Consider the following 12764-nt stretch of genomic DNA (forward strand, 5'->3'; position numbering starts at 1 on the left):
CGACTCCCGCCCGGCGGCCGACCCCGGTTCCGCGGAGGAGCCAGGGGCCGGTCATCGGTCAGCCCGGCAGCCGCACCGGCATGATCAGGTACCGGTAGCTCCCGGGACGCTCGACCGGCGCCGGTTTGTCGTCGTCGGCGGCCGGCTCCTCGACGCCCGACAGCACGGCGGGCTTGAGCGGGCTGGTGAAGTCCATCCGCGCCCGGCCGGTGTGCACCGCGGCCAGCCCGTCGAGCAGGAACGTCGGGTTGAAGCCGATGGTCAGCGGCTCACCGTCGAAGTCGACGTCGCAGCGCTCCTCGGCCTGGCCCTCGTCGTCGCTGCCGCCGGCCCGCAGGGTCACCTGGCCCGGGGTGAACTCGCAGCGCAGCGGCGTGCCCCGCTCGGCGACCAGGGCCACCCGCTTGGCGGCGTCGGTGAACAGTCCCACCGGCAGCGTGGCGTTGGCCAGCGACTCGTTGGGCATGATCGCGCGGTACTTGACGAACTCGGCGTCCAGCAGCCGGGTGGTGGTCTGCCGGTCCTTGCCGGAGAGGCCGAGGATGCCCTCGCCGGAGTTGCCCGAGGACAGCGACAGGGTGATCTCCGGGCCACTGGTCAGCGTCTTGGCCGCCTCGGCGAGCGTGCGGGCGGGGACGAGCACCGCGGCCGACAGCCCCGGGGTCCCCGGCCGCCAGCTGAACTCGCGCACGGCGAGGCGGTACCGGTCGGTGGCGGCGAGGGTGATCTGGTCGTCCTCGATCTCCAGCCGCACGCCGGTGAGCATCGGCAGCGTGTCGTCCCGGCCCGCGGCGACGGCCACCTGGGCCACGGCCTCGGCGAAGACGTCGCTGTCGACGATCCCGGCCGCGGACGGCATGGACGGCAGCGACGGGTAGTCCTCGACCGGGAGGGTCGGCAGGCTGAACCGCGCGTTGCTGCAGGTGATGGCCAGCCGCGGGCCCTCGGCGGTGATCTCCACCGGGTGCGGCGGCAGCGCACGGGTGATCTCGGCGAGGAGACGGCCGGGGACCAGGACCCGCCCGCTCTCGCTGGTCTGGACGTCGACCTCGGAACGGGCCGACACCTCGTAGTCGAAACCGGAGACCGACAGCACGTTCCCGTCGGCCTCGAGGAGGATGCCCGCCAGCACCGGCACCGACGGTCGCGGCGGCAGGCTGCGCGCCGTCCAGGCGACGGCGTCGGCGAGCACCTCACGTGCCACCCGGAACTTCATCTCTCGACCCACCCATGTTCGGTCCGGTCCCTGCGGCCACCGGGAGCGGCGGTCGGCACGGCACGGAGCTCGTCGTTCGTGCTGCTGCGGGGCGAGGGCTCCGCTGCGTTGCTCATCGTGCCTGTTGCAGTGCCCGGTGGGGAAACCCCGGTCCCTCGGTGGGTCGTTGATCGGTCGTTCCCGATGCGGTCCGGGAGCCCCGGAGCGCAGCGTCCCCACCCAGAGTGTGGTTCAAGAATTTCTCGAGATAACTCCCTCATCCTCGTCATCACACGTGTGGAAGCTGGGGATCGGGCCCCTTCCCGCAGGTCAGCGGGTGTTCGGGGCTGTTGGCCGGATGTGGGTGGTCGGCGTCTTCCTGTTGTCGACACGTGGACAGATCGACGGTTGTGCACCGTGACCGGCGGTGGTCCACCTGCTGTCCCCTGCGTCTCCCCGGTCCGTCCCCAGGTCGTGTGCACGGCGCGGCCGGCCACCGGGGTGGTGACGGGGGGCCGGATGCGCCGTCGCGGCATCGGCGCAGGTCAGCGACGTGCGACGGCGATCGGGGCTGCTTCTGCCCGGGCGGCGGCGGTGCGGGGCCGGGACCACGCGGAACGGCGTCGGTACGACTTTCCCCCAGCTGTGCACATCCCTGGGGACAACTTCTCGATGTGTCGACGGCGGTCGCCGACGTCCTGCGGCGCATCGTGCGGAGATCCGGCGATTCCGTCGTCCCCAGGGATCCACACAGGTGTGGACAACGACTTGTCGACCACGTCGCGACGGTGACCGGGAGGCGTCCGGACGGTGACCGCCCCGGCACCGCACCGTCACCGCCGGCAGCCCCGGATCCCCCGCCCGACAGCCCCGCTTCCGAGCCGCGCCACGTGCCCGAACCGCCCTGTTCGGTGCGGTCCCGAGGACCGCGATGTCATTGCCGGGCGCGGCTCTTGATGCGGGCGGTCAGCTCCGTGACCTGGGTGTACGTGGCCCGACGCTCGCTCATCAGGTTGGTGATCTTCTTGACGGCGTGCATGACCGTGGTGTGGTCCTTGCCGCCGAACGAGGCACCGATCCGCGGCAGCGACAGCTCGGTGAGCTCGCGGCAGAGGTACATGGCGATCTGCCGGGCGTTGACGAGGGTGCGGCTGCGGTTGGTGCCCTGCAGCTCCTCCATCGTCACGGAGAAGTACTCCGCCGTGGCCGCCATGATGATCGCCGCGGTGATCTGCGGGCCCTGCTCGTCGCTGATCAGGTCCTTGAGCACCAGCTCGGCGAGCGGCAGGTCGACCTGCTGCTTGTTGAGGCTGGCGAAGGCGGTCACCCGGATGAGGGCGCCCTCGAGCTCGCGGATGTTGGTCTGCACCTTGCTGGCGATGAACTCCAGCACCGGGTCGGGGACCTGGAGCCGCTCGCCCCAGGCCTTCTTCCGCAGGATGGCGATGCGGGTCTCGAGGTCCGGCGCCTGGACGTCGGTGATCAGGCCCCACTCGAACCGGGTGCGCAGCCGGTCCTCCAGCGTCGTCAGCTTCTTCGGCGGACGGTCGGAGGTGATCACGATCTGCTTGCTGGCGTTGTGCAGCGTGTTGAAGGTGTGGAAGAACTCCTCCTGCGTGCGCTCGGCCCGCTCGAGGAACTGGATGTCGTCGATCAGCAGGAAGTCGATGTCGCGGAACCGGCGGCGGAACTCCTCCGCCCGGCCGGAGTGCACCAGGTTGATGAACTCGTTGGTGAACTCCTCGGTGCTGACGTAGCGCACCCGGACGTTGGGGAACATCCGCGCCGCGTAGTGCCCGATCGCGTGCAGCAGGTGCGTCTTGCCGAGCCCGGACTCGCCGTAGATGAACAGCGGGTTGTAGGCACGCGCCGGGGCTTCGGCGACCGCGACCGCCGCCGCGTGGGCGAACCGGTTGCTGTTGCCGATGACGAAGCTGTCGAAGACGTACTTGGAGTTCAGGCCCGGGTCGAGCCCGGAGGGGCGGCCGGCCTCGGGACGGCGCGTCCGGCCGGCGGGGCCGGCGCCGGGACGGCGCTGGTCACCCCCGGGGCCGTCGACGTCGAAGGGCAGCACGTCCGCGCTGCGCTCGTCGGCGCCGCCCCAGTCGCGACCGCCGGAGCCGCTCGCCCCGCCGGCGCCCCACGTCGTGGTGCTCCAGTCCTCCGGGGCGCCGCGGTCCACGGGGGGTCGCTGCGGCCCGTCGGCGGGGTGCAGCTCGCGGACCTCGGGGAAGTCCGAGGGCGCGGGGCGTTCGGCCGTGGCGTCGCGGTCCCAGGGGGCCGCGGTCCCGACGACGTCGGTGCGGACCCCGAACGCGCTGCGACCGTCGTCGGCGCGGTCGCGGGTGGCGCGGTCCTCCTCCGCCCGCTGCGCCTCGGCCGCCGACCACGGCCGGCGGACCGGTTCGTCGTCGCGGCTGTCGGCCGGGGGCGCGGGGGGCGCGTCCTCGAGCTGGACGGCGACGCGGATGTCGCGGCCGAACTGCTCGGACAGCGCCTCGGCGAGCACTCGTCGCATGCGCGATTCCAGCACCGTCTGGGTGAACTCGTTGGGCGCGGCGAGCACGGCGGTGTCCTCGACCAGGCCCAGGGGCCGGGTGAGGTTCAGCATCGCGTTCTGCTGCGGGGACAGGCTGGTCGCGAGTCGTTCCCGGATCTGGTCCCAGACCGTGGCCAGGTCCAGCGTGGCATCGGCCATGCCGTGTCGTCCTCCCATGCAGTCGACCCCGCGGCCGCTCCCGGTGCCCGGCACCTGCCGTGCCCGTCTCCCCGCGCCGGCGGTCCGTCCACCGGTGGATGCCCCGGCTGTGGACACACGAACGCATGTGGTCCACATCGGTGTCCACAGGCTGTGCACGGCCGGCGGAATCGTGTGCCGGCTCCGCACGGGACGTCGGCCGGTGCAGCAGATTCGCTGGTCACGGCCGGGATCGGGCGGCTGGAGGAGTGGCTCGGCGGTCGGTCGACCGACGGGGTCGGCCCGCGCGCCGTGACCCTGACGCCCGACGCGGAGCGACGGCGACGCTAACAGCCCCATCCACAGCCCGGCAACGCCGCGGTGGCCGACGGGCGCCCGGCAGGTGGCCGGCGGCCGTCCCTCGATGGCGCCCGGCCCCCGGCGCGCCGGGGGACCGCCGGCGGACCGGCCGGGCCATCATGGGCGGTCGCTCACCGGCGACGACCGGTCCTCGGCTATGCTGGCCGGAGTCTGTGGACGGGTCTGCCCGTTCCCGGCCGCTGCAGCGCGCCTGCACGGTCGGGTACCGGTCCGGCGCTCCGCAGTGCCAGCTTCCGGGGTGCCGGGGGTGGCCGTCGCGCCGACCCGACACCCTGCGCGTCCCCGTCCACCGACGGGGTCGCACCGCCGATGCCGTGTAGTGGGAGTACCTCGTGAGCAAGCGCACGTTCCAGCCGAACAACCGTCGCCGGTCCAAGACACACGGCTTCCGGCTGCGCATGCGGACCCGCGCGGGCCGGGCGATCCTCGCCACCCGCCGGCGCAAGGGCCGCGAGAAGCTCTCCGCCTGACGTGCTGCCTGCGCAGGCACGCCTGCGCCGGCGCCCGGATTTCACCGCGGTCGTCCGTTCCGGCCGCCGCGCCGGGCGGCCGACCATGGTGCTGCACCTCCTCCCCGAACGGCCCGAGCAGCCGGCCGGCGACCCCGCGTCGCCGGTCGCTGCGCGGGCCGGTTTCGTGGTGGGCAGGAGCGTGGGCAACTCGGTGGTCCGCCACCGGGTGACCCGTCGCCTGCGCGCCGTCGTCCGAGCCGAGCTGGACCGGCTGCCGCCCGGGGCGGACCTCGTGGTCCGTGCCCGTCCGGAGGCCGCCGCGGCGGACTCCGCCGTGCTGCACCGCGACCTGGCCGTGGGCCTGGACCGGTTGCTGGGCGACCGGGCGCGTCCGCGGTGAACGCTTCCCGCGCCACGTCGCACTCCCCCGTCGCCCGGCTGCTGCTGCGGGCGGTGGGCTTCTACTCCCGCGCCATCAGCCCGGCGCTGCCCCCGCGTTGCCGGTTCTACCCGACCTGCAGCGCCTACGCGGCCGAGGCCGTGGCCCGGCACGGCGCGGGCCGCGGCACCTGGCTCGCTCTCGTGCGGCTGCTCAAGTGCGCCCCCTGGCACCCCGGGGGCGTCGACTTCGTCCCGCCGGTGAGCGAGCAGCGCGGAACCGCGACGGGCGCCCGCTCGTCCAGCACAGCGGCACGCCCTCCGGGTGCGCCGTCCGATGACCCCGGCCGCGAGGCCACCCCGCCGGCCGCGTGCCGGACCCCGCAGGAGGAGTCCTCCGTTGCTTGACTGGCTGTACACCGCCATCTCCTGGGTGATGGCCCGGTGGCACTCGCTGTGGAACACCGTCTTCGGCGACCCGCCGGCCGAGTCCGGTCTGTCCGGGCTCACCTGGGTCCTGGCGATCGTGTTCCTGGTCGTCACGATCCGGCTGATCCTCTTCCCGCTGTTCGTGAAGCAGGTGAAGTCTCAGCGGGCGATGCAGGAGCTGCAGCCGGAGATCGCCAAGCTGCGCAAGCAGTACGGCAGCGACCGCCAGGGGATGGCCGTCGCGATGCAGCAGCTCCAGAAGGAGCGCGGGGTCAACCCGCTGGCCGGCTGCCTGCCGATCCTGCCGCAGATCCCGATCTTCCTCTCGCTCTTCCACGTGCTGCGCCGGCTGGCGCCGGACAAGCAGGGCCTGTACTCGTGGTCGGACGAGCTGACCGACCAGGCCGCCCGGGCCAAGCTCTTCGGCGCCCCGATCTCCGCCTCGTTCAACATGAGCGGGCCCAAGGAGCAGGCGATCCTGGAGATCGCCAGCTACACCACGATCCGGGTCGTCGCCTTCGCGCTGATCCTGGTCATGGTCTTCACGACGTACTTCACGCAGAAGCAGATCATGTCGCGCTCGGGCCCGGTCGAGGGTCAGGCCGCCATGATCCAGAAGCTGATGCTCTACGGCGTCCCGATCAGCCTCTTCGTCTCCGGCTTCATCTTCCCCATCGGCGTCCTCATCTACTGGATGGTCAACAACCTCTGGACGCTGGGCCAGCAGTTCTTCATCCTGCGCAAGATGCCGCCCCCCGGTTCCGACGCCGCCAAGGCCAAGGCCGCGGAGGGCAAGCCGGTGGTCGACCCGCGCACGCTCGCGCCCAAGCCCGGCGCCAAGCCGGTCCGCCCGAAGCAGGGCCGGCCCAGCGCGCCCCCGGCCACCCCTACCGCCGAGGCGAGCGGCAGCACGGCGTCGGGCAGGACGGCGTCCGGAGCGGACGGGTCGCCGACGGCCGGGAGCAACGGCGCGGGGCCCGCGTCCGGCGGCTCGGCCAACGGGACGCCCCGCGCCGGTGGCGGGTCCCGCCCCGGCTCCGGTCAGGGCCCGGCCAACCGAGGCAAGCGGAAGCGTCGCTGACCACCGCTCGACCGCTCCCCCGCCGGCACGTCCGGCACACCGACCACCGGGGACACCCGGCCGCCGCACCGAACTGGGAGGAACACCCGTGAGTGCTCCGCAGCAGCCCGTGACAGACAACCCGCCCGCCCTGCCCGACGCCGACCCGGCGAGCGACGACGCCGTCGTGGAGCCCGTCGACGTCGAGACGCGTGAGGCGGGTGGGGCCGGTGGGTCCGGTGACGACCTGCTGGTCCGTGAGGGGGACGTGGCCGGTGACTACCTGGAGCGCCTCCTCGACATCCTCGACGTCGACGGCGACATCGATCTCGACGTGGAGGGCGACCGTGCGTCGGTCGCCATCGTCGGCGGCCGGCTCACAGACCTGATCGGCCCCGACGGCGCCACCCTCGAGGCGCTGCAGGAGCTGACCCGGCTCGCCGTCGCCCAGTCGACGGGTGTCCGCAGCCGGCTGATGCTCGACGTCGGCGGCTACCGGGCCAAGCGACGGGCCGACCTCACCGCCCTCGCCGGCGAGACCGCGCGCCGGGTCTCCGCCAGCGGCCAGCCGGAGCGGCTGAGCCCGATGAACCCGTTCGAGCGCAAGGTCGTCCACGACGTCATCGCGTCGGTCGCCGGCGTGCACAGCGAGTCGGAGGGTGAGGAGCCCAACCGCCGCGTCGTGGTCCTGCCCGACAAGTGACCGACGGACGTCCGGCGCCGGGCACGGAGGCCGGTCCCGGGGAACCGGTCCCGCCCGCGCCGCCGGCCGCGGCCGCCGGCGTCTTCGGCAGTGCGTTGCCGGCGGCCCAGCGGTACGTGGCCCGGCTCGCCACCGACGGGGTCACCCGCGGGCTGATCGGTCCGCGGGAGGTGTCCCGGCTGTGGGAGCGGCACGTGCTCAACAGCGCGGCGGTGGCCGAGGCAGTACCGCCGGGCGCCCGCGTCGTCGACGTCGGCAGCGGGGCGGGGCTGCCGGGGATCCCGCTGGGCCTGGCCCGGCCGGACGTCGAGCTGACGCTGGTGGAGCCGATGGCCCGCCGGGTGGAGTTCCTCGAGGAGGCGGTGGCGGACCTCGCAGGTACGTCGACGTGGCGGGTCGTGCGGGGGCGTGCCGAGGACCGGGGCGTCGTCACGGCCGTCGGCCGGGTGGACGTGGTCACCGCGCGGGCGGTCGCACCGCTCCCCCGGCTCGTGGGCTGGTGCCGCGGCCTGCTCCGCCCGGGCGCCCAGCTGGTGGCCCTCGTCGGTGCGCGGGCCCTGGAGGAGCTCCCCGGCCTGTTGCCGGAACTCCGGGCTGCGGGGATGCGCGACATCGAGGCGCGTGCCGTCGGTGCGTCCCTGGGAGACGCTGCCACTACCGTGGTGGTCATGACGCGTGGAGAACGGTGACAGTCTCCTCGCGCGGAGTCCTGTTCCACGTGGAACAGGTGCCGGTACCCGACCCGTTCCACGTGAAACGCCAGCGGCAGAGGAAGGACTCGCGATGACCGACCCGGGCGAGCGGCTGCGCAGCAACCTCGCCGCAGACCAGTCGTCGGCGCCGTCCTCCGGGAGCCTGGCGGACTTCGACAGCCCGATCGCGATGGAGGCGCTGCGTGCCACGCGCGTCCTCCACGCCGCCGACCAGGAGCCCTTCCCGGCACCCGGCCGGATCAGGGTCATCACCATCGCCAACCAGAAGGGCGGGGTCGGCAAGACCACGTCCACGGTCAACCTCGGGGTGGCGCTCGCGCTCTACGGGCTGCGGACCCTGGTGATCGACCTCGACCCCCAGGGGAACACCAGCACCGCCCTCGGGGTGGAGCACACCGTGGGCACGCCGAGCATCTACGACGCCCTCGTCGGCGACAGCACGCTGTCGGAGGTCGTGCACCCGACGACGGCCAGCCCGAACCTGCTGTGCGTCCCCGCGACCATCGACCTGGCCGGCGCGGAGATCGAGCTCGTCTCGGTCGTCGCCCGCGAGCACCGGCTGCGCCGCGCGATCGAGGCCTACGTCGCGGCCCTCCCGCAGGAGCGCCGGCCGCACTACGTGCTCATCGACTGCCCGCCGTCGCTGGGGCTGCTCACGCTCAACGCCCTGGTGGCGGGCGACGAGGTGCTCATCCCCATCCAGTGCGAGTACTACGCGCTCGAGGGGCTGGGCCAGCTGCTCAACAACATCGACCTGGTCCGCCAGCACCTCAACCCGGGGATCGCGGTGCGGACCATCCTCCTGACGATGTACGACGGGCGGACCAAGCTCGCCGACCAGGTGGCCGACGAGGTCCGGAACCACTTCGGCGAGCTCGTCCTCAACGCGGTGATCCCCCGGAACGTCCGCGTCTCCGAGGCGCCGGGCTACGGGCAGTCCGTGCTCACTTACGACCCGGGGTCCCGCGGGTCGACCAGCTACGTCGAGGCGGCGCGCGAGCTGGCCCAGCGCGGAGCCGCTCTGCAGCCGCTCGACAGCGGAGCCGGCAGCAACGGGGCCACCCCGGTCGGCGCCCTCGCCTTCGGCGAGACGGCGGTCCCCTTCCGCACCCAGGATTCCCAGTGAGCACCACTGCCAGCGAGGAGCAGTCATGACGAAGCGAGGCGGCCTGGGACGCGGGCTGGCGGCCCTGATCCCTACCGGGCCGCCCCCGACAACTGCCCCGCCCGCTCCGCAGCCGGCCGAGCACGCTGCCCGGCCCGAGGCGCAGCCGGGCGGGTCCGCCGCGGACGGCTCCGCGGCGGACGGCTCGGGCCGGCCGGTGCCCGGGACCCCGGCCTCGCCGGTGAGCCTGGTCCCCGCACCCGTGGCCGCCCCGGGGACCGCCGCGGTCGGCGTGCCCGGCGCCCAGCTGCGCGAGGTCGCGGTCGAGGACGTCGTCCCGAACCCCAAGCAGCCGCGGCAGGTGTTCGACGACGAAGCGCTCGAGGAGCTGGCCCACAGCGTCCGGGAGTTCGGCCTCCTGCAGCCGATCGTCGTCCGCGAGGCCGGCGACGGCCGGTACGAGCTCATCATGGGCGAGCGCCGGCTGCGCGCATCGCGCGCGGCCGGGCTGGAGAGCGTCCCGGCGATCGTCCGCGACACCACCGACGACGCCATGCTGCGGGACGCCCTGCTGGAGAACATCCACCGCGTCCAGCTGAACCCGCTCGAGGAGGCCGCCGCCTACCAGCAGCTGCTCGAGGAGTTCGGGGCGACGCACGAGGAGCTCGCCCAGCGGATCGGCCGGAGCCGCTCGCAGGTCACCAACACGATCCGGCTGATGAAGCTGCCGGTGAAGGTGCAGACCCGGGTCGCCGCCGGCGTCATCTCCGCGGGTCACGCGCGGGCGCTGCTCGGGCTGCCGGACGCCGAGGCCCAGGATGCGCTGGCCACCCGCATCGTCGCCGAGGGGATGTCGGTGCGCGCGACGGAGGAGGCCGTGGCCATGGCGGCGGCCGAGCAGCCGACGGCCAAGCGCCGCGCGCGCAACATCAGCGCCCCCGGGGTCGAGGAGCTGGGGTCGCGCCTGTCCGACATGTTCGAGACGAACGTGAAGATCCAGATCGGCCGGGCCAAGGGCAAGATCGTCGTCGAGTTCGGATCGGTGGACGACCTCCAGCGGATCATCGGCGTCATGGCCCCGGAGATCACCGGACGGCGTCCGGAGGTCTGAGAACCTCCGACCACGCGAGTAAGGCCCCTTACGTCACTGACGTAAGGGGCCTTACACGTGTGATCGCCCGGATCAGCCGCCGACTCCTGCCCGGCGGGCCAGCAGCCGGGCCAGGACGTCGCCGAGCTCGTAACCGGCTGCCTCCACCGCCATGGGGAACATGGAGGTCTCGGTGAGCCCCGGCGAGACGTTCACCTCCAGGAAGTGGACGTCGCCGTCCGGCGTGATGATCGCGTCGGTGCGGGAGAGGTCGGCCAGCCCGAGGACCTCGTGCACCCGGACGGCCACGTCGGCGGCGCGGGCAGCGGCGTCGTCGGGGATGCGCGCCGGCGCGTGGTACTCGGTGAGCCCCGGGGTGTACCGGGAGGTGTAGTCGAAGACGCCCGACTCCGGCTCGATCTCGACCGCGGGCAGCGCCTCCGGCCCGTCGCCGAGGTCGATGACGGCCAGGGCCACCTCCACCCCCTCGACGAAGCGCTCGACCATGACGGTGTCGCCGTAGGCGAAGCAGCTCACCATGGCGGCGGGGAGATCCTCGACCCGGTCGACCTTCTGCACGCCCAGGGCGGAGCCGCCGGAGGCCGGCTTCACCATGAGCGGCAGGCCCAGCCGGGCGACCATCAGGTCCAGGACCGCGCCGGCGCCGAGCTCGCGGAAGGTGCTGTGCGGGAGCGCGACCCAGTCCGGCGTCGTCACCCCGGCCGTCCGGATCACCGACTTGGCGGCGGGCTTGTCCCAGGCGAGGCGGCAGGCGGCCGCAGGGGAGCCCACGTAGGGCACCCCCGCCAGGTCGAGGACGGCCCGCAGGGCGCCGTCCTCACCGGTGGCACCGTGCAGGGCGATGAAGACCGCGTCGGCGGGTGCGGCGGCAAGGCCGGGCAGCAGCTCCGCGTCGGCGTCCCGCAGCTCCGCGTCCAGCCCGGCGCGGGTCAGCTCCTCGACGACCTGGGTGCCCGAGGAGAGGCTGACCTCGCGCTCGAACGTCAGCCCACCGGCGAGGACGACGGCGCGCAGCGGATCCGGCGGGGTGTCCGGTGCCGGTGCCGGCGCGGCGGCGGACTCGGTCATGCTCGGCCGTCCTCGAATCGGTCGCTGTTGGCCGGTCCGACCATGGACTCGGCGTCGTGGCCGGAACCGGCCCGGACGGCCCGGAACGTCCCGGTGTCGACCTTGTCGAAGGTGGCGTGCAGGTCCAGTTCGGCCTCGATGACGCGCGCCAGGCGGCGCACCCCTTCGCGGATCTGGTCCGGCTCCGGGTAGCAGTAGGACAGCCGCATGTACTCCTGGCCGCTGCCATCGGCGTAGAACCCGATCCCCGGCACGTAGGCCACCAGCGACCCCACGGCGCGGGGCTGCATGAGCTTGGCGTCGAGACCGGCGGGCAGCTTCAGCCAGACGTAGAACCCGCCGTACGGGTGGGTCCAGGTGGTGCCGGCCGGCATCATCGCCTCGAGGGACTCCAGGCAGGCGTCCCGTCGCTCGCGGTACAGCTCGGCGAACAGCTTGATCTGCTCCCGCCAGGGTTGGGTGTCCAGGTAGCGGGCGACCGCGTACTGGGTCAGCGACGGCGGGCAGAGGACCTGCGCCTCGGTGGCCAGGACCAGCTTCTCGCGGACCGCCAGCGGGGCGAGGACCCAGCCGACGCGCAGCCCCGGGGAGAAGGTCTTGGAGAACGAGCCGAGGTAGATGACCCGCTGGGCGTCCCGCGCGCGCAGCGCGCGCATCGGCTCCTGCTCGAAGCCCAGCAGCCCGTAGGGGTTGTCCTCGATGATGAGCAGGTCCCAGCGCTCGGCGATCGCCATGATCGCCTCGCGGCGCGGCTCGGAGAGCGTGACGCCGGCCGGGTTGTGGAAGTTGGGCACCGTGTAGAGGAACTTCACCCGGTCGCCGGCGGCGCGGCAGGCGACCAGCGCCTCCTCGAGGGCCTCGGGGACCAGCCCGTCGTCGTCCATGGCCACGTGCCGGACGCGCGCCTGGGCGGCCTGGAAGACGCCGAGAGCCCCCACGTAGGACGGACCCTCGGCGAGGATGACGTCGCCCGGGTCGCAGAAGACACGGGTGACCAGGTCGAGGCCCTGCTGGGAGCCCACGGTGACGACGACCTCGCTGGGTGAGGCGTCGGTGATGCCCTCGAGCGCCATGACGTCGCAGATCCGCTCGCGCAGCCGCGGGTCGCCCTGACCCGAGCCGTACTGCAGCGTCTGCGCGCCCATCCCTGAGACCAGGTCGCCGATCATCGAGCCGACGGCGTCCAGCGGGAGGGCGGTGACGGCGGGCATGCCGCCGGCGAGGGAGACCACCTCGGGACGGCTCACCACGGAGAACAGCGCCCGGATCTCCGAGCTCTTCATCCCGTGCGTGCGTGCTGCGTACCGGTCGGCCAGCGGGTCGAGCCGCGGATGCCGCGGCGCGGGATGGGGGTGCGCACCAGGGTGCGCCCCCTGCTGTCCGGGACCGGCAGGCGTGCCGGGCGGGAGGGTGGCCACCTTGGAGAGTCTAGGCGGCCCCGGCCGACCGGCCGCGCGCAACACGTCAGAGGACGGACTGTTCAGTCACGGGG

General features: G+C 73.3%; 12 protein-coding genes. 8 read left to right on the forward strand and 4 right to left on the reverse strand.

The genetic code is table 11. From position 1 onward, the window contains the following. Positions 1–58: 58 nt before the first annotated feature. Positions 59–1216, reverse strand: coding sequence for a DNA polymerase III subunit beta (gene dnaN, locus O2W17_RS09660; RefSeq protein WP_269192215.1), 1158 nt, complete (start codon positions 1214–1216; stop codon positions 59–61). Between the two features lie 913 nt (positions 1217–2129). Beyond that, positions 2130–3893 carry a chromosomal replication initiator protein DnaA gene (gene dnaA, locus O2W17_RS09665; protein WP_269192216.1) on the reverse strand — a complete coding sequence of 588 codons (1764 nt, stop codon included), beginning with the start codon at positions 3891–3893 and terminating at the stop codon, positions 2130–2132. Positions 3894–4585: 692 nt separating this feature from the next. Here dnaA and rpmH point away from each other — a divergent pair. The 8 genes from rpmH to O2W17_RS09705 all read left to right on the forward strand — a co-directional run bounded on the left by rpmH (position 4586) and on the right by O2W17_RS09705 (position 10204). Beyond that, entirely contained in the window at positions 4586–4723 is a 138-nt protein-coding gene (gene rpmH, locus O2W17_RS09670; RefSeq protein ID WP_091930872.1) for a 50S ribosomal protein L34, read from the forward strand. Between the two features lies 1 nt (position 4724). After that, positions 4725–5105: a ribonuclease P protein component gene (rnpA, locus tag O2W17_RS09675; RefSeq protein ID WP_269192217.1), complete on the forward strand. Its 381-nt coding sequence runs from the start codon at positions 4725–4727 to the stop codon at positions 5103–5105. Further along, positions 5102–5491 carry a membrane protein insertion efficiency factor YidD gene (gene yidD, locus O2W17_RS09680; protein WP_269192218.1) on the forward strand — a complete coding sequence of 130 codons (390 nt, stop codon included), beginning with the start codon at positions 5102–5104 and terminating at the stop codon, positions 5489–5491. Before rnpA ends, yidD begins: the two co-directional genes overlap by 4 nt. Continuing rightward, entirely contained in the window at positions 5484–6593 is a 1110-nt protein-coding gene (gene yidC, locus O2W17_RS09685; protein ID WP_269192219.1) for a membrane protein insertase YidC, read from the forward strand. Before yidD ends, yidC begins: the two co-directional genes overlap by 8 nt. Positions 6594–6681: 88 nt before the next feature. Further along, positions 6682–7275 (forward strand): Jag family protein, encoded by a 594-nt coding sequence (locus O2W17_RS09690; protein WP_269192220.1) that lies wholly within the window; start codon positions 6682–6684, stop codon positions 7273–7275. Next, positions 7272–7964 carry a 16S rRNA (guanine(527)-N(7))-methyltransferase RsmG gene (rsmG, locus tag O2W17_RS09695; protein ID WP_269192221.1) on the forward strand — a complete coding sequence of 231 codons (693 nt, stop codon included), beginning with the start codon at positions 7272–7274 and terminating at the stop codon, positions 7962–7964. Before O2W17_RS09690 ends, rsmG begins: the two co-directional genes overlap by 4 nt. A gap of 94 nt (positions 7965–8058) precedes the next feature. Further along, entirely contained in the window at positions 8059–9114 is a 1056-nt protein-coding gene (locus tag O2W17_RS09700; RefSeq protein ID WP_331254285.1) for a ParA family protein, read from the forward strand. Between the two features lie 25 nt (positions 9115–9139). Beyond that, positions 9140–10204: a ParB/RepB/Spo0J family partition protein gene (locus O2W17_RS09705; protein WP_269192222.1), complete on the forward strand. Its 1065-nt coding sequence runs from the start codon at positions 9140–9142 to the stop codon at positions 10202–10204. 72 nt (positions 10205–10276) lie between these two features. Here the strand turns inward: O2W17_RS09705 and O2W17_RS09710 are convergent, their stop codons facing one another. Both O2W17_RS09710 and O2W17_RS09715 read right to left on the reverse strand, forming a co-directional pair. Next, positions 10277–11272 carry a D-alanine--D-alanine ligase family protein gene (locus O2W17_RS09710; RefSeq protein ID WP_269192223.1) on the reverse strand — a complete coding sequence of 332 codons (996 nt, stop codon included), beginning with the start codon at positions 11270–11272 and terminating at the stop codon, positions 10277–10279. Beyond that, positions 11269–12555, reverse strand: a complete 1287-nt coding sequence (locus O2W17_RS09715) for an aminotransferase-like domain-containing protein (RefSeq protein ID WP_269192224.1) — start codon at positions 12553–12555, stop codon at positions 11269–11271. Before O2W17_RS09715 ends, O2W17_RS09710 begins: the two co-directional genes overlap by 4 nt. Between the last annotated feature and the right edge of the window lie 209 nt (positions 12556–12764).

Origin of the sequence: Blastococcus sp. VKM Ac-2987, assembly GCF_026967805.1 — a bacterium.
Lineage (GTDB): Bacteria > Actinomycetota > Actinomycetes > Mycobacteriales > Geodermatophilaceae > Blastococcus.